This window comes from Streptomyces sp. 7R007 (genome assembly GCF_054850255.1).
In genome coordinates, this window is record NZ_JBTWMV010000015.1 from 89481 (window position 1) to 112574 (window position 23094).

Sequence of the window (23094 nt, forward strand, 5' to 3'; positions counted from 1 at the left end):
CCACACCTTTTCCAGCGTCGCACTCCGTCGCCATGGCTGCGCCCGGAACGTCGGGACCGGTAGGCTTTCCGTGTGATCTTCAAGCGCATCGGAAACGGCCGGCCGTACCCCGACCACGGCCGGGAAAGCACCCGGCAGTGGGCGGACGTCGCGCCGCGCCCGGTCCGCCTCGATCAGCTGGTGACGACCAAGGGGCAGCTCGACCTGGAGACCCTCCTGGCCGAGGACTCGACCTTCTACGGCGACCTGTTCGCGCACGTCGTCAAGTGGCAGGGTGACCTGTACCTGGAGGACGGCCTGCACCGCGCGGTGCGGGCGGCGCTCCAGCAGCGCCAGGTGCTGCACGCGCGCGTGCTCGAACTGGACTGAGGGCCGCCCCCGCGCGCTCCCCGAGTGCCGCTTCCGTGAAGGCTTGGCCCTTTCGGGTTCACCTGAGCGGCGTCGAATGATCATCTAGTAGGCATCGCCGCCCAGGCGCACTACGCTGCGCTCATGAGCATGCTGACTCCCCCGGGCATGGGCGGGAAGTACCGGATCACGGGGGACAAGTACCCACGGATGCGACAGCGCCGGCGCCGCGGCCGTCTCGTACTCGCCGTGGTGGCCTCACTCGCCGTTCTCGGCGTACTCGGCTGGGGCACCCTGCAGCTCATCGACGTCTTCACCGGCGGCGGCAAGAAGGCCGCGGCGGCCGGTCCCAAGGCGGACTGCTCGACGAAGGCGAGCCCCTCGGCGTCCACGGCGGCCCTCCTCAAGCCGGCCCAGATCACCGTCAACGTCTACAACGCCACGACCCGCAGCGGCCTCGCCAAGGACACCGCGGACGAACTGAAGAAGCGCGGCTTCAAGATCGGCGACGTGGGCAACGCGGCGAAGCAGTACGACAAGAAGGTCAAGGGCAGCGGGATACTGCTGGGCCCGGCGCCGTCCCTGAACACCTCGCTGCCGGTCCTCGCGACCCAGCTGACCGGCGCCGAGCGCCGCACGGACGCCGCCCGCAAGGGCACGGACGTGGACCTGATCATCGGCGACAGGTTCACCTCCCTGACGACGAAGACGGCCGCCGACAAGGCGCTGGCCGCACTGACCAGGCCCCAGCCGACGGCCGAGTCCACGAAGAAGGTCTGCTGAGAGCGGCCGAACCCCTACTCGGCGGCACCGTAAAGACGGTCCCCGGCGTCCCCCAGGCCCGGCACGATGTAGCCGTGCTCGTTGAGCCGCTCGTCCACCGCCGCCGTCACCACGGTCACCGGCGTCCCGGCCAGCTCCCGCTCCATGACCTCCACGCCCTCGGGCGCCGCCAGCAGCACCACGGCCGTCACGTCGTCCGCCCCGCGCTTGATCAGCTCCTGGATCGCCGCGACCAGCGTGCCCCCCGTCGCCAGCATCGGATCGAGCACGTACACCTGACGCCCGGACAGGTCCTCCGGCATGCGCGTGGCGTACGTGGAGGCCTGCAGCGTCTCCTCGTTGCGGATCATGCCCAGGAACCCCACCTCCGCGGTGGGCAGCAGCCGCATCATGCCGTCCAGCATCCCGAGCCCCGCCCGCAGGATCGGCACGACCAGCGGGCGCGGGTAGGAGAGCTTGACGCCGGTGGTCGGGGAGACCGGCGTGGTGATGTCGACCTGCTCGGTGCGCACGTCCCGCGTGGCCTCGTAGGCGAGCAGGGTGACCAGTTCGTCGGCGAGCCGCCGGAAGGTCGCGGAGTCGGTGCGCTGGTCGCGCAGCGTGGTGAGCTTGTGGGCGACCAGGGGGTGGTCGACGACGTGGAGACGCATGCCCATAACAGTAACGGTGCTGGCAGGCACCTCGCGCTGGCATCAAACCGCCCGTCCGAGGGAAAGTGGGAGGGACGGACCAGGGTGGTGAACCGATGCCTGAGCTGTCTGACGTGCCCGAGGGCGGATCCGACCGGGAGACCGACGCCGCGCGACGGCGCCGCCGCGCGCAGTTCCTGCGCGAACTCGCCGAGGCCCGCGCACTGCGCGACCGCGTCCAGCCGCGCCGCGCCAAGGTCGCCCGCCTCCGGCACGCGATGCGTATGCGCACGTTCCGCTGGTAGCCCCGGTGCGGGGAAGATCGCCGTACGGTACGGGCGTTGAGCAGGTGGTGGTGCGTCGGCTCCGGGAAAAGCCGCGTACGATCCGCTGGTGGCGGCAACGAGCGCACGATCAAAACTGCCGGACACAGGGAGCCGAAGACGTCCCCTGAACGCCTTGTTTCTGCCACGATTCCGAGTGGGTGGGGCTCGGAGCCCAGCTCTCTCCGCCCAGAACCTCCGCCGGGGGGACCCCCAACCGGCACACCTATGACCAGTGGGAGAGTCACGGTGTACTTCGCCGCACTGCTCGCGCGCACCGAAGACGGGTGGGAAGCGAGCGACACAGAACTCCTCGACAATGTGGAGACGCTGTCGGATCTGGCCGACCTGGCCCGTGAAGCCTCGCCCGACGACGACACGGTGCTGGTGCTCATCGAGCAGGAGGACGCGTGGTTCGGCGTCGTCCGCGTGGACGGCGAGGACGACCCTCGTATCTACGTCTCGGACGCCGCGGCCGCCGCTCGCAGCAGTTACGGCGAGATCCTGCTCACCGACGAACTGCTCGGCAGGGAGCCCGGCGACGACGGCCCCGACCTGGACGCCCTCGACCTCGACGGCACCGAGGACGGCGAGGACGAGGACGACGACGCCGAGGACGGCGGCTCCGCGGAGGCGGTGCCGCACAGCCCCGTCGGCGACGCCGAGATCCTCGACGACCTGGGCGTCGGCGCCAAGGAGCTGCGCTCCCTCGACGAGGACGCCCTGACCGCGATCGCCGAGGCCCTCGGTGCCTCGGAGGTCCTGGAGACCGTCCGCTGACCTCGCGGACGGCGGGCGCGCCCGACCCGGTACGCGACCGCTGGCGGGCCGCGATGCGGCTCGCCCTGGACGAGGCCGGGCGGGCGGGCGCCGACGTGCCCGTGGGCGCCGTACTGCTGGCCCCGGACGGCACGACGGTGCTCGCCGCCGGACACAACGAACGCGAGGCCGTCGGCGACCCCACGGCCCACGCGGAGGTGCTGGCGATCCGCCGGGCCGCCGCGCGGCTCGGGGAGTGGCGGCTGTCCGGCTGCACCCTGGTCGTCACCCTCGAACCCTGCACGATGTGCGCGGGGGCGATCGTGCAGTCCCGGGTGGACCGGGTCGTCTACGGCGCCCGGGACGACAAGGCCGGCGCGGCGGGCTCGCTGTGGGACGTCATACGCGACCGACGGCTCAACCACCGCCCCGAGGTGATCGAGGGCGTCCTCGCGGACGAGTGCGCCGACCTGCTCACACGCTTCTTCCGCGACCGCTGACCAGAGCCCCGCATACCGATTTCAGCGCACGGCCCCCCGTGTTGTAGGGTCTGTCTCGGTAGCGTGTCCGAGCGGCCGAAGGAGCTCGCCTCGAAAGCGAGTGTGGCGCAAGTCACCGAGGGTTCAAATCCCTCCGCTACCGCTGGAGAAGGGCCCCGTCACGCGACGGGGCCCTTCGTGGTTCGTGGACGGACCCTCAAGTGCGCGTCGCCGACGGGGGAGAACGGCGGCGCACACCCCGCAGTGGGGGTCCGTCCCGGCCCGCCGGACTCCTGCCAGATCCCTTCGGGCCTGCTTCCATCCTGCTCCCCGCCCGCCCCGCGCGGGACCGCCGAAAGCCCCTCACCTGCGGGCCGTTGGGCCTTGAAGTGGGCGTGACGGTTACACTCGCGCCCGGCAACAGGGGGCCCTGGCGCCACACCGAGCTCAGGGGAGGCCGCAGTGGCGGTGAACGCCAAGAAGATCGCCGTCTATGTCCTCGTGGTCTTCGCGCTGTACGTGATCATCACGGACCCGGCCAAGGCCGCCGACTACGTCCAGATAGCGTTCGAGGGCATCTCGGACGCCGCGAAAGCCATCGGCGACTTCATGACGTGGGTCGTCAACGGAGGGAAGTCATGATCCGCCACCTGGTCCTGTTCAAGCTCAACGAGGGCGTCGGGCGCGACGACCCGCGCGTGGCGCAGGGCGAGGCCGCCTTCCGCTCACTGGAGGGCAAGATCCCCGAGATCCGCTTCTGGGAGCTGGGCTGGAACCTCAGCGACCGGCCCATCGCCTACGACTTCGCGATCAACTCCGGCTTCGAGGACGCGGACGCGCTGCGCCGCTACGTCGAGCACCCGGAGCACCAGGCCGGCGTGGCCCTGTGGAAGGAGTTCGCCACCTGGGTGATCGCCGACTACGCGTACTGAACCGCCCCCGGCCGTCACGGTCACCACGAGCCCTCCGCCGCAACGGCGGGGGGCTTTCGCGCGTCAACACGGGATAACACGGAGTTATGCGGTGCTTGCACACAGTGCACATGTCTTGTGATGCTATGACCGCTTTTGACGGATGAGTTGACCGATGCAGACCGTTTGAAGAGGTGGCGTTGACCGTGTCGGCCAGTACCGCGCCTCCCCAGGAGGCCACCACGGAAGCGCCCGCCGCCGCGCCGCGCAGCCGGGGCGCCGACACCCGGGCGCTCACCCAGGTGCTCTTCGCCGAGCTCAAGCAGCTCAGACCGGGCACCCCCGAGCACAACCGGGTCCGCGGGGCGCTCATCGAGGCCAACCTCCCGCTCGTGCGCTACGCGGCCGCCCGCTTCCGCTCCCGCAACGAGCCGATGGAGGACGTCGTCCAGGTCGGCACCATCGGGCTCATCAACGCCATCGACCGCTTCGACCCGGACCGGGGCGTGCAGTTCCCCACCTTCGCGATGCCGACGGTCGTCGGCGAGATCAAGCGGTACTTCCGCGACAACGTCCGCACCGTCCACGTACCGCGCCGGCTGCACGAGCTGTGGGTGCAGGTCAACAGCGCGACGGAGGACCTGACGACCGCCTTCGGCCGCACCCCCACCACCGCCGAGATCGCCGAACGGCTGCGCATCTCCGAGGACGAGGTGCTCTCCTGCATCGAGGCCGGACGGTCGTACCACGCCACCTCCCTGGAGGCCGCGCAGGAGGGCGACGGGCTGCCCGGACTGCTGGACCGGCTCGGATACGAGGACCCGGCCCTGGACGGCGTCGAGCACCGCGATCTCGTCCGCCATCTCCTCGTCCAACTGCCGGAGCGCGAACAGAGAATCCTTCTGCTGCGCTACTACAGCAATCTCACCCAGTCGCAGATCAGTGCGGAACTCGGCGTCTCTCAGATGCACGTCTCACGGCTACTCGCGCGTAGCTTCCAACGGCTGCGATCCGCCAATCGGATCGATGCATAAGAGGCGCACGGGCGCACGTTCCGGAACACCGCAGTTCGCAAGCGGGATCGAGGAGTAACCGGCACGAGCGAATCGCTCACCAGGCATCTTCCCGACGCTTTCGTGCCGAAAAAGCCCCAGACCCCCTCTTTCCAGGGCCGATTCGCATCTCGCATGTCGACATGTCACTACAGCGTGTTGCCGACATGTGACATTCTTCCGGAAGCGAGTTTGCCGGGGCTTCGGCTCCGGTATTCAGGTGAAGGCTGAACTCCTCATCAGGGGAGCCTCCGCCGCGACCGTCCCGCGACCCAGAGGGGGTGGCATGTCCGCAGACCAGGGCAGCTCGAAGGTGCTCACGCTCACGAAGAGCGAGTCCGCGCCCGACGCCGTTCTCGACGACGTCACGGCCCTGGAGGCCGTGCCGGCCCCGGCCCTTCCCGCCTCCTCGGAGGCCATCGACACCCGCACCCTGTCCCGCTCCCTGTTCCTGCGGCTGGCCGCGCTCGCCGAGGACAGCCCCGAGCGGGCCTACGTCCGGGACACCCTGATCGAGCTCAACCTCCCCCTGGTGCGCTACGCGGCGGCCCGCTTCCGCTCCCGCAACGAGCCGATGGAGGACATCGTCCAGGTCGGCACCATCGGCCTGATCAAGGCGATCGACCGCTTCGACTGCGAACGGGGCGTGGAGTTCCCGACGTTCGCGATGCCGACGGTCGTCGGCGAGATCAAGCGGTTCTTCCGCGACACCTCGTGGTCGGTGCGGGTGCCGCGCCGGCTTCAGGAGCTGCGGCTGGCCCTGACGAAGGCCAGCGACGAGCTCTCCCAGAAGCTGGACCGCTCCCCGACGGTCACCGAACTGGCCGCCGTGCTGGGCGTGTCCGAGGAGGACGTGGTCGACGGCCTCGCGGTCGGCAACGCCTACACCGCCTCCTCGCTGGACTCGCCGGCCCCGGAGGACGACGGCGGCGAGGGCTCCCTCGCGGACCGCCTCGGCTACGAGGACACCGCGCTGGAGGGCGTGGAGTACCGCGAGTCGCTCAAGCCCCTGCTGGCCAAACTCCCGCCCCGCGAGCGGCAGATCATCATGCTGCGCTTCTTCGCCAACATGACCCAGTCGCAGATCGGCGAGGAGGTCGGCATCTCCCAGATGCACGTCTCGCGCCTGCTGACCCGCACCCTGGCCCAGCTGCGCGAGGGCCTGATCTCCGACTGACCGGGCCACGGCGGTCACAGGGGTTTCTATTTGACGGGGCGTCAGCCACCATGGCGCGATGCTGCGTGGGACTCCTGGGACGGCACGGACGGCACGGACCACACCGACACACGGCCGTCGAGGCGCCCTGATCGGCGCGTCGGCGGCCGTCGTCTGTCTGGGCGCGGTGCTGGCCGCGTGCGGCGGCGGGGACGGGCGCGGCGGTTACGTCGCGACCGGCGCGGCCGGCGGAGCGCCCCAGGCGTCCGGTACGGCGGCGGCCCCCACGGGCGGGGTGACGCTGGTGCCGCTGGAGGGGGAGCGGGCGGCGAGAGAAAAAGGGGAGCGGGCGGCGACAGGAAGAGCCGAGGCGGACACGGGTACGGCGGCCGTCAACTCACCTGCCACGGCGTCCGCTTCCGCACGGACACCGAACCCCGCGACCAGCTCCCCCACCCCCGACGGCCCCGGCTCCGGCCAGAAGACCCCGTCCTCACCCCCGGCGTCCCCGACTCCGGCCCCCGCGCCCGCCGCCCTGACCTGGGGCGCCCCGCAGCGCACGCCCACCGACCGGCGCTGGTGCGAGGACGTGACCCTCGCCTTCCGCAACGCGGGCGGTACCGCGGTGCGTTCGGGCACCGTGACCTTCGGCACCCATGTCATCGGGGCGCTCGGCATCGACTGGGGGACGGTCGCGTCGACCGTGGACCTGCCGGCGCCGATCGCGGCGGACGCGGGCAGGACGAAGACCTGGACGGTGTGCGTCGACGCCTGGCGCGTGCCGCTGGGCATGCACATCGAGACGAAGGACGTGGCCGTCCAGTGGGAGTAGCCCGGCGGGGACTACTCCCGGCGGGGACTACTCCCGGCGGGGACTACTCCCGGCGGGGACTACTTGAGCGCGAGCCAGGCCACGGCCGCCACGATCACCACGGCGGCCACGATGCCGACGATCAGACCGATGCGCGGGCCCGTCGACGCGGCCGCCTGCGGCCGGCCCTGCGGGGCCGCCTCGTCGACGAACGCGCGGAACATCTGGGTGCTGCCTGCGGGGTCGTGGTTGCCCTGGGGGCCCTGGGGGTTGGTCATAGCCCGAGACCCTAGCGAATCCGCGGGTGTGGCCCAAGTGGGGGGCGGTGCGCGGGGGCGACCACTGCGACCTGCGTGTTTACGCTTGCAATACTTGTCTTTGCCAAGTTTTTGTCCCGGCGGCCACCGATTTATTTGCCTGTAGCAACCAACAGCTCCTATGGTTGCCCTAAGCAACGAATGCGGGAGGTGCGAGATGGCCGAACGGGCGCAGTACGAGGAGCTGATCCGTCAGTTCAGCGCCTTCGGCGCCGTCAAGCGGGAGCTCGGGCGCATCATGCCGTCCGACTGCCCGAGCGGTTCCGCCGCCGTACTGACGCTGCTCGGCCGCTACGGCGACATGCGCATGAGCAAGCTCGCGGAGCTGCTCGCGGTGGACATGTCGGTCACCAGCCGCCATGTCGCGCACGTCGCGGCCCGGGGCTGGATCGAGCGCTCCCCCGACCCCACGGACAAGCGCTCACGCATCGTCCACCTCACCCCCGAGGGCCTGCGGCTGCTGGACGAGCTGTCCGAGCGGACCACGCAGCTGCTCGCCGACCGGCTGGCCGACTGGACCGACGAGGAGGTCGGCCAGCTCACCCGGCTGATGACACGGCTGCGGGCCAGCTTCGACGACTGCCGCGCCGTGCCGCCCCGGCTGCCCCCTCCCGCACTCGAACCGACCACCCGTACACCCGCGACCACGTAAGAGAAGGAAGCCCATGGCAACGACCACACCAGCCGGTGTGCGGGCTCATGCCAAGCACGGGGGAGGCCCCGCCGAGTACGCGCCGATGACGCACCGGCAGATCATGGAGGCCATCTCCGGTCTGCTGCTCGGCATGTTCGTGGCGATCCTGTCGTCGACGATCGTCACCAACGCCCTGCCGCACATCATCAGCGACCTCGGCGGCGGCCAGTCCGCCTACACCTGGGTCGTCACCGCCGCCCTGCTGTCGATGACCGCGGCCACTCCCCTGTGGGGCAAGCTCGCCGACCTGTACAGCAAGAAGGCGCTCGTCCAGATAGCACTGGTCGTCTACGTCCTGGGCTCGGCGGCCGCCGGTCTGTCCCAGAACCCCGGCATGCTCATCGCCTGCCGTGTCGTCCAGGGCATCGGCGTCGGCGGTCTGTCCGCCCTGGCCCAGATCGTCATGGCCGCGATGATCTCGCCGCGTGAGCGCGGCCGTTACTCCGGCTACCTCGGCGCCACCTTCGCCGTGGCCACCGTCGGCGGCCCGCTGCTCGGCGGTGTCATCACCGACACCAGCTGGCTGGGCTGGCGCTGGTGCTTCTACGTCGGCGTCCCCTTCGCCGTCATCGCGCTGATCGTGCTGCAGAAGACCCTGCACCTGCCCGTCGTGAAGCGGGAGGTCAAGGTCGACTGGGGCGGCGCCACCGCCATCGCCGCCGCCGTCTCGCTGCTGCTGGTCTGGGTCACCTTCGCCGGTGACAAGTACGACTGGCTGTCGTGGCAGACGTACACCATGGTCGGCGGGTCGATCGTGCTGGGCGCGCTGTTCGTGCTCATCGAGGCCAAGGCGAGCGAGCCGATCATCCCGCTGCGCCTGTTCCGCAACCGCACCATCACGCTGGCGTCGCTGGCCTCGCTGTTCGTCGGCATCGCGATGTTCACCGGCACGGTGTTCTTCAGCCAGTACTTCCAGTTGGCCCGCGACAAGTCCCCCACGATGTCGGGCGTCATGACGATCCCGATGATCGGCGGTCTGTTCGTCTCCTCCACCGTCTCCGGGCAGTTCATCACCCGCACCGGCCGCTGGAAGGCCTGGCTGGTCAGCGGCGGCGTCCTGGTGACGGCCGGCCTCGGCCTGCTCGGCACCATCCGGTACGACACGGACTACTGGAAGATGGCCGTCTTCATGGCCCTGCTGGGTCTCGGCATCGGCATGATGATGCAGAACCTGGTGCTGTGCACGCAGAACCAGGTCGACCCGCACGACCTCGGCTCGGCCAGCTCCACGGTCACCTTCTTCCGCTCCCTCGGCGGTGCGGTCGGCGTCTCCGCGCTCGGCGCGGTGATGGCCCACCGGATCACCCACTACGTCACGGACGGCATCGCCGCCCTCGACCCCAAGTACCGTGCCGCGCTCGCCGGTTCCAGCTCCTCCACCGACAGCATCCCGGACCTGGGCAAGTACCCCGCCCCGCTGCGCACGCTGGTGGAGAGCGCCTACGGCCACGCCATCGCCGACGTCTTCCTGATCGCCGGCGGCCTCGCGGCCCTCGCCTTCCTGATCAGCCTGTTCATCAAGGAGGTCCCGCTGAAGACCAAGGGCGCGCTGGCGCAGGCCGCGGCCGCGCAGGAGGCTCCCGCCGCGGACGCCGCCGAGAGCGCTGCTCCCGCCGCCGAGCCGGTGCCGGCCCACACCGTGGCCGCCGACACCGGGACCGCCGCCGACGGCACGCAGAGGCTGGCCGCCGTCGCCACCCTCGCCCGGCCCGAGGCGTCCTCCGAGGGCTCCGGCGGCATCCCGGTCCGCGGCTTCGTGCGCGGCGCCGAGAGCGCGCCGGTCGCGCAGGCCGCGGTCACGCTGATCTCGCTGGCGGGCCGGCAGCTGGGCCGCTCGGTCACCCAGGCCGACGGTTCGTACGCGGTGGACGCGCCGAGCGTCGGGTCGTACGTCCTGATCGCCTCCGCGGACGGGTTCCAGCCGCAGGCGTCCACGGTCGTCGTCAACGGCGAGCCGGTGTCGTACGACATCCTGCTCAGCGGCACCAGCGGGCTGAACGGGCTGGTGCGGGCCGCGGCGACCGGGCTGCCGGTCAAGGACGCGATGGTCATCGTCACCGATGTGCGCGGAGATCTGCTGGCCACCGGCACCACCGGCGAGCAGGGCGAGTTCTCCTTCGCGGAGCTGGTGCCGGGTGCCGTGACCGTCGCCGTCAACGCCGCCGGGTTCCGGCCGCGGGCACTGCCCGTCGAGGTGGGCGGCACCGGGGTCACCCGGATCGACGTCGACCTCGACGCGGGCGCCCAGCTCCAGGGCGTCGTCCGGGCGCCGCACGGTCCGCTGGCCGACGCGCGGGTGACGCTCGTCGACGCGGCGGGCAACGTGGTGGGCACCGCGACCACCGGGGCGGACGGGGCGTATGCCTTCACCGACCTGGACAGCGGCGAGTACACCGTCATCGCGACGGGCTACCCGCCGGTGGCCACCGCCCTCACGGTGGGCGGCGGCGGAGTCGACGGCCACGACATCGAACTGGCCCACCCGGGCGAGTAGTCCGGACCCCGGCCCGTGGCGGTGGCGCGCTCTGAGCGGAGGTGCGCCCGCCACGGGCCGGTTTTTTCATCGACCAGTAGATCTTGCAGGGAGAAAACGGGATGGGACTGACCGCGAGGATCCGTACCCGGGACGGATGGGCCGTGTCGCACGCGGTCGTCACGGTGACCGACACGAGCGGCACGCAGGTGCTGCGGGCGGAGGCGGACGCCGAGGGAGCGGTACGGGACGCGACCGCGCTGGCGCCGGGGGCGTACGTCGTCATCGTCACCGCCCTCGGGTACGCGCCCGCCGCCTCGACTGCCATCGTCACCGCGAGCGGCCGGGCCGAGGTCGGCACGGTGACGCTGGCCCGGCAGGGCGGCACCGAGCTGCCGCCGCCCGGACCGTGGACCATCGACCCGGCGCACTCCAGCGTCGGGGCCGTGGCCCAGCACCTGGGCATCTCCAGCGTGCACGGACGGTTCACCGACTTCGCCGGGCGGATCGAGATCGCGCCGGACGAGGTGGAGAAGTCGCGGGTGGAGGCGGTGATCCGGGCGGCCTCCATCGACACGGGCAACGGCATGCGGGACGACCACCTGCGCTCGCCGGACTTCCTGGACGTGGCGTCGTACCCGGAGATCACCTACCGCTCCAGCGGCCTGACGGCGGCCGGCACGGACCGCTGGACGGTGCACGGCGAGCTCACCCTGCACGGCGTGGTCCGGCCGGTCGACCTGGACCTGGCCTACCTGGGCACCGGCGCGGACCCGTGGGGCGGCACCCGCGCCGCCTTCCGCGCCACCACCGAGCTGCGCCGCGAGGACTTCGCGATGAACTACAACCAGGTGGTGCAGGCCGGCATCGCGGCGATCGGCACCACCCTGAAGGTCGAGCTGGACATCCAGGCGGTGCAGGGGGAGTCGCTGCCGCAGGGCTGACTAGGACCTGTTGTCGACGATGCGGCGGGCCAGGTCGCGCAGCTTGACGTTCTCCCGCTGGGAGGCGCGCACCAGGCTGTCGAAGGCCTCCGCCGCGTCGATGTTCATCCGTTCCATGAGGATGCCCGTGGCCTGTCCGATCAGGTCGCGGGTGCGCATCGCCTCGGTGAGCTGCTCGCGTTCCGTCTTCGCGTCGAGGGCCAGGCTGACGTGGGCGGTGAACAGGCGGCCGATCCGCACGGCGGCCTCGTCGAAGGCGCCGGACTTGCCGGCGTACGCGGTCAGCACGGTCAGCCGGCGCCGGTCGGCACGCAGCCGCAGCGCGAGCACCGAGCGCAGCCCCAGGTCCGCCAGGCCGTCGCCGCCGTCCTCCGTCTCCTCGCCGTCCAGGCGGACCACGGGGGCGTGCCACAGCCGGGCCCAGTAGGGGCGCCGCTCCTGCGTTCCGCCGGCGGACTCCGCCCTGCGCACGATCTCGTCGGTCCAGGCGACCGTACGGCGGTGGTCGCCGCTGTCCAGCACGGAGATGCCGGCGTGCTCGGCGCCGGGCAGCAGGTGGACCGCCAGGCGGACCGCGGTGCGCATGGTGCTGTGCGGGGTGGCCGTGTCGTGCAGTTGCCGCGCCGCCACCGTCAGAGCTTCGGCCAGCTCGAAACCCGAGAGGTCAGGGGTATCGGAGGCATAACGGGGCGAATCGGAAAAATCAGGCGCAGTCACCACGAACCTCTTCGGCGTGCACGGCCGAAGAGGCCATGCGCAGGAGAGCTCCGCAGCACATTCCTGACTGCGAGCACAGGACGAACAGAACTCTATCTGCTCGGTTGCACACCGGTGACGCCCGGCTGACGGTCCGTCCGGTCGTCTTTGCAGCCGTCCTTGGGCATGCTGGAATGGCAACAGGTCAGGAAGTGGCCTTCCCCCGTTCCGGTTGACCGTCCGCCGTCTGCCAGGTGAGTGCCTTGACCTTCCTGCCGACCCGCTGCCGGGTGCGCGACCTGCCCGGATGCACAGTGATCACCCTCCCCCACGAAATCGACCTGGCCAACGGGGCACTGCTCCTGGACGCCGTCACCACCGCGGTGGCCGTCCGGACCGGCTCGCTGCGGCTGCTGGTGCTGGACCTCACCGGCACCGCCTTCATGGACTCCCAGGGCGCCCGCCTCATAGGCGAGGTGCACCGCCTGCTCGGCCGGCAGGTCCCCCTGCGGATCGCGGCGGCGCCGTACGGCGTGCCCAGCCGCGTGCTGGAGCTGACCGGGCTCAGGCGGGACATCCCCGTCTACGGGGACGTGGAGGAGGCGCTGCCGGCCTGAGGGGCCTGTGGCCGGCGGGGTCGTAGGCTGCCTCCATGGCACCGAACATCGCTACCAACACGCGCGTCCCCCTGGAAGAGTTGCTGGAGTTCGTACGGCCCCGTCACCGCGCCCTCCTGCTCACCCGCCGGGCCGACGGAAGCCCGCAGGCCTCACCGCTCACCTGCGGGGTCGACGACTCGGGCCGGATCGTGGTCTCCACCTACCCCGAGCGCGCCAAGACCCGCAACGCCAAGCGGGACGAACGGGTCAGCGTCGTCGTGCTGAGCGACGACTGGAACGGCCCCTGGGTCCAGATCGACGGAACGGCCGAGGTGATCGACGCGCCGGACTCCGTGGAGCCCCTGGTGGAGTACTACCGCAACATCGCCGGCGAGCACCCCGACTGGGACGAGTACCGCGCGGCGATGGTGAAGCAGGGCAAGTCGATCATCCGCGTGACCCCGCGGACGTGGGGCCCGGTGGCCACCGGCGGGTTCCCGGCCCGGCTGGCGTCGCCGGAGGGCTAGGACGGCGGCTGCGGGCGGTGCACCATCGCCTCGATGCCGGACACGAGCAGCTCCAGGGCGAAGGTGAAGTCCCTGTCCCTCATCTCCTCCACCGTGTCGCCGCCCCGGGCCGTCATGATCTCCTCGTTCTCGCGGATGACCTCGGCGGCCTCGGGGGACTGCGTCACCGCGCTCATCGCGTGCCGGAAGTACTCGTCCTGGGTCATGCCGGCGGTGGCGCAGCGGGCGATGAAGTGGCCCTCGATCGTGCCGAAGCCGTAGACGAACTGGAAGACGGCCGAGATGGCACCGGTCAGGCCGTGCACCGGCAGGCCCGTCCTGCGGATGACCTGCTGCACGGCCCGGGAGAACGCGAGCGAGTTCGGACCGATGTTGAGGAAGGTGCCGGCCAGCGGGGACAGCCAGGGATGGCGCACCAGCAGGGCCCGGTACTGCCGTGCCAGCGTGCGCAGCTGCTCGCGCCAGTCCTCGTCGGCCGCCGGGTCCGGCAGGTCCAGCTCGCCGTAGGCCGCGTCGAGGGCGAGTTCGAGGAGGTCGTCCTTGGTGTCCACGTACCAGTAGACGGACATCGCGGTGACGTTCAGCTCGGCGGCCAGACGGCGCATGGAGAACCTGGCCAGTCCCTCGGCGTCCAGGAGACGGACCGTGACCTCGGTGATGCGGTCGCGGTCGAGGCCGGACGGCTGGCCGCCGCGACCGCCCCGGCGGACCTTGCCCTCCAGCCAGACGCTGGTCCGCGCCGCACGCTCAGCCGCCTTCACCATGGCGCACCTTCCTAGCCTGTCCGACCTCGCCGATCATGATGCTGGGCGGCAGCCGATCTTCGGGGGCGTGGGGAACCGCGCGATCATCCCCACCCAACCGGCAGCCGCACGACGGCCCTGTCACCCGGTCAGTGGGCGACAACCATCTCCGAGTCTGCCCGCTGAGCCCGCCGCAGCAACGCCGCCGCCGCGAACCCGCCCAGCAGCACGGCCACGGCTCCCACCAACTGCCCGGCCCGCAGCCCTTCCACCAGCCCTCCGGAGGAACCGAGCACGGCCCCGAGCACCGCGACGCCCAGCCCGTTGCCGAACTCCGCCAGCGTCCCGTTGATCCCGGCCCCCACCCCTGCCTTCTCCGGCGGAATCGAGCTCATGACGGCGTGCGCCATGGCCGGGTTGGCGATCGCGCAGCCGCCCCCGATCAGCAGCAGCCCCAGCAACGTCCCGCCGTAGCCCCCGGTGTCGAGCAGGGCGATCGACACCAGCCCGCCCGCCATCAGCACCATCCCCAGCGCGATGGACACCGGTGTGCCGAGCCGTCCCGCCCACCTCGCCGACAGCCCCGAGAAGTTCAGCACGACGACGGTCAGCGCGAGCGGCGCCGTGCGCAGGCCGGCCTCCAACGGGCCGTAGCCGAGCACGAGTTGCAGGCGCTGGGTGAGCAGGAACAGCGCCCCGCCCATACCGAAGGTGATCAGCACCGCCCCGGTGACGGCCCCCGTGAACCGACGGTTGCGGAAGAAGTGCGGGTCGAGCATGGGACACGGGACGCGGCTCTCCGTGTACGCGAACCCGGCCAGGACCGCGAGCGCCACCGCCGCCGTGCCGAGCACCCGGCCCGAGAGCCAGCCGTGCTCCGGCCCCGAGATGATCGCGTACACCAGCAAGGCCATCCCCAGCGTCGACAGCAGCGCGCCCACCAGGTCGGGGCGCTCCCCCCGCGGATCCTTCGACTCGGGGACCAGGACCACCACCGCCACCAGCCCCAGCGCGGCGACCGGCAGGTTGACCAGGAAGATCGCGCCCCACCAGAAGTGGTTCAGCAGGAAACCGCCGAGCAGCGGACCGGCCGCGAAGCCGAGCGCGTTGACCGCGGCCCAGACGCCGATCGCCTTCGGCTGCTCCTCGGCCGTGAAGATCTGCATGGCCACCGCGAGCGTGGTCGTCAGCAGCAGCGCACCGCCGACCCCCATGCCGGCCCGGGCCGCGATCAACTGGCCGCTGGAGTGCGCGAGTGCGGCCGCCACCGAGCCGACGCCGAACAGGGCGAGCCCGGCGGTCAGCATCCTCTTGCGGCCGTAGCGGTCCGCGGCACTGCCCGCCGTGAGCAGCAGACCGGACTGGACGAGCGAGTACGCGTTGATCATCCACTGGATGTCGGAGGTCTCCGCGTCGAGCTCCCTGGTCAGGGAGGGGATCGCCACGTTCAGGACGGTGTTGTCGAGCAGCACGGTGAGCTGCGCGAGGCAGATGACGCCGAGGATCAGCCAGCGCCGGGGATGGCCAGACATGTCATACACCGTATAGCTGGTTGCTATACGGTGTACAACACTCGCGTTCCCGGTCAGCCGGCCGTCAGCTGCTCGCCTTCTGCGTCAGGTCGTAGAACGTGGCCGAACCGACCGTCACCTTCTTGAAGTTCTTCTCGACCCACGAGGTGATCTGGGAGGCCGTGCCGCTGCTGCTGCCGCCCATCCCGCCGCCGGTGCCGGAGGAGATGAAGTAGTGGACCTTGCCCTCCGCCACGTACTTCTGGAACTGGGCCAGCGTCGGCGAGGGATCGGTGCCGTTGAAGCCGCCGATCGCCATCACCGCGTCGCCGGTGGACAGCTGGTAGCTCGCCGCGTTCTGGGCGCCGATGGCCGCGGCGACCCAGGTGTACTGGTCGGCGTCCTCTTCCAGCAGCTTCTTGGCCTGCGAGGAGACGGTCGCGCCGTTCAGCAGGCCGCCGACGCCACCGCCGCCGCCCATGCCGCCACCGTCGCCCGTCTGACCGCCGCCCGGGAAGCCGCCGGTGCCGTTCCGGCCCTGGGTGCTGCCGTTGCCGTTCTGCTGGCCCGGCATGCCCCCGCCGAACCCGCCGGTGCCGCCGCCCGGGAAGCCGCCGGTGCCGTTCCGGCCCTGTGCGTTGCCGTTGCCGTTCTGCTGGTTCTGGCCCGGCATGCCGCCGCCGAACCCGCCGCGGTTGCCGCCCCCGCCGGGACCGCCGCCGCCGAAGCCCATCGAGCTCGCGCCCGCCGGACCGGCCGTCGGGATGGAACCGGTGTGCGCCGAGTCCACCGTGCTCAGGGTGTACGCCGTCGGGCCCGCCAGCGCGGCCACCAGGCCCACCGCCGCCGCGCCCAGGGCGAGCCGGCGGCTGATGCGGCCCGCGAAGATCAGACCGAGCGCGGCGGCCAGACCGCCGATCAGGACCAGGAACTTCAGCCAGGGCAGGTAGGTGGAGGTGCGGTTGAGCAGGACGTAACCCCACACCGCGGCCGAGACCACGGCGGCGGCGAGGGTGATCGACGCCCACGTCTCGGCGCGCTTCTCCCACAGCAGCCCGGCGCCCATGCCGACCACCGCGGCGATGTAGGGGGCGAGGGCGATCGTGTAGTACTGGTGGAAGATGCCCGCCATGTAGCTGAAGACGACCATGGTGATCAGCAGCGAGCCGCCCCAGACCAGGAACGAGGCCCGGGTCACCGAGGTCCGCCGGAGCCTGCGGGTGGCCACCAGACCGGCGACGAGGAGGATCAGCGCGGCCGGGATCAGCCAGGAGATCTGGCTGCCGATCTCGGAGTTGAACATGCGGTTCCAGCCGGTGGCGCCCCACTGACCGGTTCCCGTTCCGCCACCGCCGCCACCGACGCTGCCGGTCTCGTCGCCGTTGATGCGGCCGAGGCCGTTGTAGCCGAAGGTCAGCTCCAGGAAGCTGTTGTTCTGCGAACCGCCGATGTAGGGCCGCGAGGAGGCCGGCCACAGCTCGACGATCGCCACCCACCAGCCGCCGGAGACGACCAACGCGACCGTCGCCAGTGCCAGTTGGCCGATCCGCTTCTTCCACGTGTGCGGGCCGACGGCCGCGTACACGATCGCCAGCGGCGGCAGGATCAGGAACGCCTGCAGGGTCTTGGCGAGGAACGCGAAGCCGATCGCGGCGCCCGCCCACACCAGCCACCTGGTCCGGCCGTCCTCGACCGCCCGGACCACGAAGTAGCAGGCCAGCGACATCAGCAGGGCCAGCATCGCGTCCGGGTTGTTGAACCGGAACATCAGCGCCGCGACAGGCGTGAGCGCGAGCACGGCACCCGCGATCAGGCCGGCCGCGGGGCTGAACCGGCGGCGCACGGAGGCGTAGACGACCGCGACCGTGCCGACGCCCATGAGGACCTCGGGGCCGAGGATCGTCCAGGAGTTCAGCCCGAAGACCCGGGCGGCGATCTCCATCGGCCACAGGAACGCCGAGGGCTTGTCGACGGTGATCGCGTTGCCCGCGTCCAGCGAGCCGAAGAACATCGCCTTCCAGCTCTTGGTGCCGGCCTGCACGGCGGCCGAGTAGAAGGAGTTGGCGTAGCCGGACGCGCTCAGGTTGTAGAAGTACAGCAGCGCCGTGGCGAGCAGCAGACCGAGGAACGCCGGGCGGGCCCAGCGCGGGTCCTCGGGGCGCCCGCGCCACAGTCTCCGCACGAAGGGCTGCCGGGGTTCACCGGACTGCGGACCGGCCGTGACCACCGGGGCCTGTACAGGCGCTTCCTGTACGTCCTGCTCCTGTACGGCCTGCTCCCGTACGGCGACGGGGGCGGGGGCGGCCGTCTCGGGAGGCCCCCAGCCGGCGGGGCCCTGCTGGGCCTGCGGATCGTAGTGGGTGGTCATCGTCAGTCCCTCGGATCGGTGTCGGTCGGACGCACCGGCTGCAGTTGCATGGTGGCGTCCGCCCAGCGGCGGTCCGCGGCTTCACCGGCGCGGAACTGGGTCGTCGTGGCGTGGGGGTGCTGCCCGTTCGCCGGGCGCTGCGGCAGCGGGGGCTGCTGGTGGGGGTGCCGGGGGGCGTACTGCGGCTGCTGCGGCACGGTCGCGTACGTCGGCGAGGACGGCAGGTGCGAGGCGACCACCGTCGACGGCTCGTTGTCGCGCCGGTCGGGGAAGACCCACGCCCGGAAGAGCAGGAAGCGCAGGACCGTCGCCGCGAGGTTGGCGGCGACGAGGACCGCCAGCTCGGTGGAGTGCGCCGGTTCGGACGTCGCCGCGTTCAGGGCGGCGAGCGAGCCGCTGGTCAGCGCGAGGCCGATACCGAAGACGACCAGGCCCTGCGCCTGGTGGCGGACGGCACCGCCGCGGCCGCGCACGCCGAAGGTGAGGCGCCGGTTGGCCGCCGTGTTGGCGACCGCCGAGACCAGCAGGGCGAGCGCGTTGGCCAGCTGGGAGCCGCTGACCTGCCGGAAGAGGCTGTAGAGCACGAGGTAGAACAGGGTCGACAGACCGCCGACCACGCAGAAGCCGACGAGCTGGCGGGCCAGGCCCCGGGGCACGTCCTGGATCTCGCGGTCGCGCGGGTCGTCGCCGAAGGGGCGGGCGAGCCGGTCCAGCGGAAGCGAACCGGTGGCCAGGGCCTTGCCCACGCGCCACACGCCCTTGAGGTCGTCGGTCGCCGTCTTCACGATGTGGACGGTGGAGTCGGGGTCGTCGACCCAGTCGACGGGGACTTCGTGGATACGAAGGCCCGCGCGCTCGGCGAGCACCAGCATCTCGGTGTCGAAGAACCAGCCGGTGTCCTCCACCAGCGGCAGCAGCACCTGGGCGACGTCACGGCGGATCGCCTTGAAGCCGCACTGGGCGTCCGAGAAGCGGGCCTGCAGCGAGCCGCGCAGGATCAGGTTGTAGGTCCGGGAGATGAACTCCCGCTTGGGACCGCGCACCACACGCGAGCTGCGGGAGAGCCGCGAGCCGATGGCGAGGTCGGAGTGGCCCGAGATCAGCGGGGCCACCAGCGGGAGCAGGGCGTTGAGGTCGGTGGACAGGTCCACGTCCATGTAGGCGAGGATCGGGGCGTCCGAGGCGGACCACACGGTGCGCAGCGCGCGTCCGCGGCCCTTCTGCTCCAGCCGGAAGTTGCCGACCTCGGCGATCTCCGCCTCCAGCCGCGCCGCCACCTGGGGGGTGGCGTCCGTCGAGGCGTTGTCCGCGATCGTGATGCGGAACGCGTACGGGAACGTGCGCTTGAGGTGCTCGTGCAGTCTCAGCACACACGGCCGGAGGTCCTTCTCCTCGTTGTAGACGGGGATCACGACGTCCAGGACAGGCGTACCGGCGTCGCCGGCCGGGAGGTGCTCCCGCGCCGGCAGGGTGCCGGGAGAAGAGTCGGTTCGCATGACAACGACTCTGGTCAAGCGCCCTGTTGCACCCATGTGGTGGCACTGTGCTGCGCCTGTGAGTGCGATTGCCAATTCGTTTCGGGGGCGGGCCGGGGCATCGCCGGGGCAAGCGCCGGCAAATGCACGGTGAAGACGGTGCGTCCGGGAACGCTGTCCACGGTGACCGCGCCGCCGTGCGCCGTCGCGACGGCCTGCACGATCGCGAGCCCGAGTCCGGTCGAGCCGGTGGCGCGCGAGCGCGCGGAGTCGCCTCGGGCGAACCGCTCGAAGACGTGCGGCAGCAGCTCGGGGGAGATGCCCCCTCCGTTGTCCTCGACGTCCACGCACATCCACGGGCCGCGCCGCTGCACGCGCGCGGTGACCGTGGTACCGGGCGGGGTGTGCTTGCGGGCGTTGCCGAGCAGGTTGATGAGCACCTGCTGCAGGCGGGCCGCGTCGCCCGAGACCAGGGCCGGCTCGTCGGGCAGGTCGAGGCGCCAGTTGTGGTCCATGCCGGCGGCGCGGGCGTCGCTGATCGTGTCGACGACCAGGGGGATGAGGTCGGTCTGCTCGAACTGCAGCGGACGGCCCGCGTCCAGGCGGGCGAGCAGCAGCAGGTCCTCGACCAGCAACGTCATCCGGCCCGCCTCGGACTCGATACGGCCCAGGGCGTGCCGGGTGTCGGGGCCGACCTGCTCTCTGCCGCGCCGGGTCAGCTCCGCGTAGCCGCGGATGGAGGCGAGCGGGGTGCGCAGCTCGTGGCTGGCGTCCGCGACGAACTGCCGTACCCGCATCTCGCTCTGCTGCCGGGCGTGCAGGGCGCTGTGGACGTGGTCCAGCATCCGGTTGAGCGCGGCGCCGACCTGGCCGACCTCGGTGTGGGGGTCGGTCTCCGACTCGGGGACCCGCTCGCTGAGGTTGACCTCGCCGGTGTGCAGGGGCAGTTCGGAGACGCGGGTGGCCGTGGCGGCGACGCGGCGCAGGGGGCGGGTGGCGACGCCGACGAGCACGTAACCGGCGAGGACGGCGGCGCCCAGGCCGGCGGCGGTGACGCTGATCTCGACGATGATCAGCGTGTTGATGGTGCTGTCGGCCTCCGTGGTGGGGATGGCCACGTAGTAGGAGTACGTGCCGTTGGTGGTGTAGGTGACCTGGTAGGTGCCGAGCCCGGGGAGGTCCACCGTGTGGATCCTGTTGTCCTGGGGGACGGAGTTGAGCGCCTTCTCCTGGGCGTCCGTGAGGGCCTTGGCGGTCATCGCGAAGTTGCCCGAGGAGTCGGACTTCACACCGCGCTGGGACTCGGTGATGGTGCCGTTCACCACCTTGGCCGCGATCGTGCCGTCGGGCTGCGGGCCCATGGTGACGAACTGGTTGAGCTTCGTCTCGGTCTGCTGCTTCTTCTTGTCCTGGCCGCCGCCGGGCAGACCGCTGTCCTCGCTCACCGGCGGTCCCCCGAAGTCCCGGGGCGCCACCCGCGCGGCGACCTCGCCCAGCCGGCCGTTCAGCTGGTCGTACAGGTGCGAACGCAGGGCCAGCGTCGTCACGGTGCCGATCACCGCGCACACCACCGCGATCAGCACCACGGACGCGACGACGAGCCGCGTCCGCAGGGTGCGCGGCTGGCGCACCCGTCGCTGCTGCGCACGCGGCCGTCGTCGCCCGCTCATGACGCCGCGGGCTTGATCAGGTAACCGGCGCCACGCCGGGTGTGGATCATGGGCTCGCGACCCGCGTCGATCTTGCGTCGCAGGTAGGAGATGTAGAGCTCGACCACGTTGGCCTGCCCGCCGAAGTCGTAGGACCAGACCCGGTCCAGGATCTGCGCCTTGCTCAGGACACGCCGGGGATTACGCATCAGGAAGCGCAGGAGTTCGAACTCGGTGGCGGTGAGGTGGATGCTCTCGCCGGCCCGCGACACCTCGTGGCTGTCCTCGTCGAGGGTCAGGTCCCCGACGACCAGCACGGAGTCGGAGCGGCGGTCGGCGGCACCGGAGCGGCGGATGAGGCCGCGCAGCCGGGCGACGACCTCTTCGAGGCTGAACGGCTTGGTGACGTAGTCGTCGCCGCCGGCGGTGAGACCGGCGATGCGGTCCTCGACGGCGTCCTTGGCGGTGAGGAAGAGGACGGGGACGTCCGGGAGCTCGCGGCGCAGGCGCCCCAGGACGGTCAGGCCGTCCATGTCGGGCAGCATCATGTCCAGGACGACGGCGTCGGGCCGGAACTCCCGGGCGGTCTGGATGGCGCCCGTGCCATCTCCGGCGGCCCTGATCTGCCAGCCCTCGTAGCGGAGGGCCATGGACAGCAGCTCGGTGATCGACAACTCGTCGTCCACCACAAGCACTCGGACGGGGCTCCCGTCCGGCCTCAGCAGTTCGGTGCGCCCCTGGGGCGAGGTCGTGGTCATGGTGGAAACCCTGTCTGGATCCTCTGAGAGCACCCTTTCGGCAACCTGTGAATTGCCTGAGAAACGCACAGGCGCCTCTCAGGGAACCCCTGGGAAGCTCTCGCCCGACGGCATCCGGCCCGGCCCGCGTCCATCATGTGCGGGTCAAGGTGATCAGGGCGTAAAGCCTGGCTGTGCGCCAGGGAGTTACGGCTTCGGGAGTCCGAACAGCCGTGCCCCGTTGTCGTGGCAGACGGCTCGCAGCCACTCCGCCCCGAGGTCCAGCCGCTCCAGGGCGTGCAACTGGTGCAGATACGGATACGGGATGTTGGGAAAGTCGCTGCCCAGCAGGACCCGGTCCCCCAGGGCGGCCAGCCTCGGCAGCGCTCGCCGCGGGAACGGCGCGAACCGCTCGCTGAAGTCCGTGAACGCCATCGTCGTGTCCAGCCGCACCTCCTCGTACCGCTCGGCCAGGTCCAGGAAGTCCTCGTACTCCGGCATGCCCATGTGCGCGACGACCAGCCGCAGCCGGGGATGCCGGGCCAGTACCCGGGCGATCGGCTCGGGCCCGGTGTGCCTGCCGGGCGCCGGCCCGGAACCGCAGTGGATCACCACGGGTGTCCCCGCCTCGGCGAGCAGCCCCCACGCCGGGTCGAGGAGCCCGTCCGCGGGGTCGTACGCGCCCACCTGCACGTGCGCCTTGAAGACCCGCGCCCCCGCCTCGACCGCCTCCGCGACGTACCGCTCGACGCCGGGTTCGGGAAACAGCGTCGAGGTGTGCAGGCAGTCGGGGGTGCGGCGGGCGAAGTCCACGGCCCAGCCGTTGAGCCACTCGGCCATGCCCGCCTTGTGTGGATAGAGCATCGCCGTGAAGGCCCGCACCCCGAAGCCCCGCAGGACGGCGAGCCGTTCGTCCTCCTCCTGCCGGTAGGTGATCGGCCACTCGACCCCGCCCGTCAGCGGCCCGAGCGCGTCGAAGTACCCCCAGACCTTGCGCAGCACCCGCTCCGGCATGAAATGGGTGTGCACGTCGACGATCCCCGGCAGCCCGAGCCGCTCCCGGAACCGCCGCACCCCGGCGCTCTCAGCCATACCTCGCCGCCTCACGAC

The 23094-nt window shown here is 71.2% G+C and carries 25 protein-coding genes and 1 tRNA gene; 16 read left to right on the plus strand and 10 right to left on the minus strand.

What is annotated here, in order from left to right; genetic code table 11:
- Positions 1–72: 72 nt before the first annotated feature.
- Together ACYF6T_RS21045 and ACYF6T_RS21050 are read left to right on the plus strand one after the other, a co-directional pair.
- Complete coding sequence (locus ACYF6T_RS21045) at positions 73–369, plus strand: type II toxin-antitoxin system VapB family antitoxin (protein ID WP_003999914.1); 297 nt, start codon at positions 73–75, stop codon at positions 367–369.
- A 147-nt stretch (positions 370–516) separates the two neighbouring features.
- Positions 517–1131, plus strand: coding sequence for a LytR C-terminal domain-containing protein (locus ACYF6T_RS21050; RefSeq protein WP_461698457.1), 615 nt, complete (start codon positions 517–519; stop codon positions 1129–1131).
- Between the two features lie 14 nt (positions 1132–1145).
- On the opposite strand, the gene upp is transcribed toward ACYF6T_RS21050, so the two are convergent.
- Entirely contained in the window at positions 1146–1781 is a 636-nt protein-coding gene (upp, locus tag ACYF6T_RS21055; protein WP_461698329.1) for a uracil phosphoribosyltransferase, read from the minus strand.
- Positions 1782–1876: 95 nt separating this feature from the next.
- On the opposite strand from upp, the gene ACYF6T_RS21060 reads away from it, so the two are divergent.
- The 9 genes from ACYF6T_RS21060 (at position 1877) to ACYF6T_RS21100 (ending at position 7272) form a co-directional block, all read left to right on the plus strand.
- Complete coding sequence (locus tag ACYF6T_RS21060) at positions 1877–2065, plus strand: hypothetical protein (protein WP_461698330.1); 189 nt, start codon at positions 1877–1879, stop codon at positions 2063–2065.
- A 267-nt stretch (positions 2066–2332) separates the two neighbouring features.
- Positions 2333–2863 (plus strand): tRNA adenosine deaminase-associated protein, encoded by a 531-nt coding sequence (locus ACYF6T_RS21065; RefSeq protein ID WP_461698458.1) that lies wholly within the window; start codon positions 2333–2335, stop codon positions 2861–2863.
- 53 nt (positions 2864–2916) lie between these two features.
- The gene (tadA, locus tag ACYF6T_RS21070) at positions 2917–3342 is read left to right on the plus strand and encodes a tRNA adenosine(34) deaminase TadA (protein ID WP_461698331.1); all 426 of its coding nucleotides are present in this window, start codon (positions 2917–2919) and stop codon (positions 3340–3342) included.
- 57 nt (positions 3343–3399) lie between these two features.
- Positions 3400–3484 (plus strand) — tRNA-Ser (locus ACYF6T_RS21075).
- Positions 3485–3783: 299 nt separating this feature from the next.
- Complete coding sequence (locus tag ACYF6T_RS21080; RefSeq protein ID WP_461698332.1) at positions 3784–3963, plus strand: hypothetical protein; 180 nt, start codon at positions 3784–3786, stop codon at positions 3961–3963.
- The gene (locus tag ACYF6T_RS21085; RefSeq protein WP_461698333.1) at positions 3960–4253 is read left to right on the plus strand and encodes a Dabb family protein; all 294 of its coding nucleotides are present in this window, start codon (positions 3960–3962) and stop codon (positions 4251–4253) included. Before ACYF6T_RS21080 ends, ACYF6T_RS21085 begins: the two co-directional genes overlap by 4 nt.
- Positions 4254–4426: 173 nt before the next feature.
- Entirely contained in the window at positions 4427–5266 is an 840-nt protein-coding gene (locus ACYF6T_RS21090; RefSeq protein ID WP_461698334.1) for an RNA polymerase sigma factor SigF, read from the plus strand.
- A gap of 304 nt (positions 5267–5570) precedes the next feature.
- The gene (locus ACYF6T_RS21095) at positions 5571–6461 is read left to right on the plus strand and encodes an RNA polymerase sigma factor SigF (protein ID WP_461698335.1); all 891 of its coding nucleotides are present in this window, start codon (positions 5571–5573) and stop codon (positions 6459–6461) included.
- A gap of 58 nt (positions 6462–6519) precedes the next feature.
- Positions 6520–7272: a hypothetical protein gene (locus ACYF6T_RS21100; RefSeq protein WP_461698336.1), complete on the plus strand. Its 753-nt coding sequence runs from the start codon at positions 6520–6522 to the stop codon at positions 7270–7272.
- A 59-nt stretch (positions 7273–7331) separates the two neighbouring features.
- Here the strand turns inward: ACYF6T_RS21100 and ACYF6T_RS21105 are convergent, their stop codons facing one another.
- Positions 7332–7529 carry a hypothetical protein gene (locus tag ACYF6T_RS21105; RefSeq protein ID WP_461698337.1) on the minus strand — a complete coding sequence of 66 codons (198 nt, stop codon included), beginning with the start codon at positions 7527–7529 and terminating at the stop codon, positions 7332–7334.
- A gap of 196 nt (positions 7530–7725) precedes the next feature.
- Here ACYF6T_RS21105 and ACYF6T_RS21110 point away from each other — a divergent pair, with 196 nt between their 5' ends.
- The 3 genes from ACYF6T_RS21110 (at position 7726) to ACYF6T_RS21120 (ending at position 11679) form a co-directional block, all read left to right on the plus strand.
- Positions 7726–8220 carry a MarR family winged helix-turn-helix transcriptional regulator gene (locus tag ACYF6T_RS21110; RefSeq protein ID WP_461698338.1) on the plus strand — a complete coding sequence of 165 codons (495 nt, stop codon included), beginning with the start codon at positions 7726–7728 and terminating at the stop codon, positions 8218–8220.
- Between the two features lie 85 nt (positions 8221–8305).
- Positions 8306–10756, plus strand: coding sequence for an MFS transporter (locus tag ACYF6T_RS21115; protein WP_461698459.1), 2451 nt, complete (start codon positions 8306–8308; stop codon positions 10754–10756).
- Between the two features lie 101 nt (positions 10757–10857).
- Positions 10858–11679 carry a YceI family protein gene (locus tag ACYF6T_RS21120; protein ID WP_461698339.1) on the plus strand — a complete coding sequence of 274 codons (822 nt, stop codon included), beginning with the start codon at positions 10858–10860 and terminating at the stop codon, positions 11677–11679.
- Here the strand turns inward: ACYF6T_RS21120 and ACYF6T_RS21125 are convergent, their stop codons facing one another.
- A complete protein-coding gene (locus ACYF6T_RS21125; protein WP_461698340.1) occupies positions 11680–12309 on the minus strand; it encodes an ANTAR domain-containing protein in 630 nt (209 codons plus the stop codon). It lies immediately after the preceding gene.
- A gap of 320 nt (positions 12310–12629) precedes the next feature.
- Between ACYF6T_RS21125 and ACYF6T_RS21130 the strand changes: the two genes are divergently transcribed.
- Positions 12630–12992, plus strand: coding sequence for an STAS domain-containing protein (locus ACYF6T_RS21130; protein ID WP_461698341.1), 363 nt, complete (start codon positions 12630–12632; stop codon positions 12990–12992).
- A gap of 35 nt (positions 12993–13027) precedes the next feature.
- Complete coding sequence (locus ACYF6T_RS21135; RefSeq protein WP_461698342.1) at positions 13028–13501, plus strand: PPOX class F420-dependent oxidoreductase; 474 nt, start codon at positions 13028–13030, stop codon at positions 13499–13501.
- Here ACYF6T_RS21135 and ACYF6T_RS21140 read toward each other — a convergent pair.
- The 7 genes from ACYF6T_RS21140 to ACYF6T_RS21170 all read right to left on the minus strand — a co-directional run bounded on the left by ACYF6T_RS21140 (position 13498) and on the right by ACYF6T_RS21170 (position 23076).
- A complete protein-coding gene (locus tag ACYF6T_RS21140; RefSeq protein WP_461698343.1) occupies positions 13498–14265 on the minus strand; it encodes a TetR/AcrR family transcriptional regulator in 768 nt (255 codons plus the stop codon). The two genes, ACYF6T_RS21135 and ACYF6T_RS21140, sit on opposite strands and share 4 nt — an antisense overlap.
- A gap of 128 nt (positions 14266–14393) precedes the next feature.
- Positions 14394–15776, minus strand: a complete 1383-nt coding sequence (locus ACYF6T_RS21145; protein WP_461698344.1) for an MFS transporter — start codon at positions 15774–15776, stop codon at positions 14394–14396.
- Between the two features lie 64 nt (positions 15777–15840).
- Entirely contained in the window at positions 15841–18123 is a 2283-nt protein-coding gene (locus ACYF6T_RS21150) for a glycosyltransferase family 39 protein (protein ID WP_461698345.1), read from the minus strand.
- A gap of 2 nt (positions 18124–18125) precedes the next feature.
- Positions 18126–19619 (minus strand): bifunctional glycosyltransferase family 2/GtrA family protein, encoded by a 1494-nt coding sequence (locus ACYF6T_RS21155; RefSeq protein WP_461698346.1) that lies wholly within the window; start codon positions 19617–19619, stop codon positions 18126–18128.
- Positions 19620–19633: 14 nt separating this feature from the next.
- On the minus strand, positions 19634–21268 hold the full coding sequence (locus ACYF6T_RS21160) for an ATP-binding protein (protein WP_461698347.1): 1635 nt from the start codon (positions 21266–21268) through the stop codon (positions 19634–19636).
- The gene (locus ACYF6T_RS21165) at positions 21265–22005 is read right to left on the minus strand and encodes a response regulator transcription factor (protein WP_278196566.1); all 741 of its coding nucleotides are present in this window, start codon (positions 22003–22005) and stop codon (positions 21265–21267) included. Before ACYF6T_RS21165 ends, ACYF6T_RS21160 begins: the two co-directional genes overlap by 4 nt.
- Before the next feature lie 186 nt (positions 22006–22191).
- Complete coding sequence (locus tag ACYF6T_RS21170; protein WP_461698348.1) at positions 22192–23076, minus strand: amidohydrolase family protein; 885 nt, start codon at positions 23074–23076, stop codon at positions 22192–22194.
- Positions 23077–23094: the final 18 nt, after the last annotated feature.

Excerpts from the sequence above, each read along its gene's own strand:
- ACYF6T_RS21155 (WP_461698346.1), bottom strand. The coding sequence starts at position 19,619 with ATGCGAACCGACTCTTCTCCCGGCACCCTGCCGGCGCGGGAGCACCTC.
- upp (WP_461698329.1), bottom strand. The coding sequence starts at position 1,781 with ATGCGTCTCCACGTCGTCGACCACCCCCTGGTCGCCCACAAGCTCACC.
- ACYF6T_RS21110 (WP_461698338.1), top strand. The coding sequence starts at position 7,726 with ATGGCCGAACGGGCGCAGTACGAGGAGCTGATCCGTCAGTTCAGCGCC.
- ACYF6T_RS21120 (WP_461698339.1), top strand. The coding sequence starts at position 10,858 with ATGGGACTGACCGCGAGGATCCGTACCCGGGACGGATGGGCCGTGTCG.
- ACYF6T_RS21085 (WP_461698333.1), top strand. The coding sequence starts at position 3,960 with ATGATCCGCCACCTGGTCCTGTTCAAGCTCAACGAGGGCGTCGGGCGC.
- ACYF6T_RS21160 (WP_461698347.1), bottom strand. The coding sequence starts at position 21,268 with ATGAGCGGGCGACGACGGCCGCGTGCGCAGCAGCGACGGGTGCGCCAG.
- ACYF6T_RS21170 (WP_461698348.1), bottom strand. The coding sequence starts at position 23,076 with ATGGCTGAGAGCGCCGGGGTGCGGCGGTTCCGGGAGCGGCTCGGGCTG.
- tadA (WP_461698331.1), top strand. The coding sequence starts at position 2,917 with ATGCGGCTCGCCCTGGACGAGGCCGGGCGGGCGGGCGCCGACGTGCCC.
- ACYF6T_RS21165 (WP_278196566.1), bottom strand. The coding sequence starts at position 22,005 with ATGACCACGACCTCGCCCCAGGGGCGCACCGAACTGCTGAGGCCGGAC.
- ACYF6T_RS21060 (WP_461698330.1), top strand. The coding sequence starts at position 1,877 with ATGCCTGAGCTGTCTGACGTGCCCGAGGGCGGATCCGACCGGGAGACC.
- ACYF6T_RS21140 (WP_461698343.1), bottom strand. The coding sequence starts at position 14,265 with ATGGTGAAGGCGGCTGAGCGTGCGGCGCGGACCAGCGTCTGGCTGGAG.
- ACYF6T_RS21105 (WP_461698337.1), bottom strand. The coding sequence starts at position 7,529 with ATGACCAACCCCCAGGGCCCCCAGGGCAACCACGACCCCGCAGGCAGC.
- ACYF6T_RS21150 (WP_461698345.1), bottom strand. The coding sequence starts at position 18,123 with ATGACCACCCACTACGATCCGCAGGCCCAGCAGGGCCCCGCCGGCTGG.
- ACYF6T_RS21145 (WP_461698344.1), bottom strand. The coding sequence starts at position 15,776 with ATGTCTGGCCATCCCCGGCGCTGGCTGATCCTCGGCGTCATCTGCCTC.
- ACYF6T_RS21095 (WP_461698335.1), top strand. The coding sequence starts at position 5,571 with ATGTCCGCAGACCAGGGCAGCTCGAAGGTGCTCACGCTCACGAAGAGC.
- ACYF6T_RS21100 (WP_461698336.1), top strand. The coding sequence starts at position 6,520 with ATGCTGCGTGGGACTCCTGGGACGGCACGGACGGCACGGACCACACCG.
- ACYF6T_RS21115 (WP_461698459.1), top strand. The coding sequence starts at position 8,306 with ATGACGCACCGGCAGATCATGGAGGCCATCTCCGGTCTGCTGCTCGGC.
- ACYF6T_RS21135 (WP_461698342.1), top strand. The coding sequence starts at position 13,028 with ATGGCACCGAACATCGCTACCAACACGCGCGTCCCCCTGGAAGAGTTG.
- ACYF6T_RS21050 (WP_461698457.1), top strand. The coding sequence starts at position 517 with ATGGGCGGGAAGTACCGGATCACGGGGGACAAGTACCCACGGATGCGA.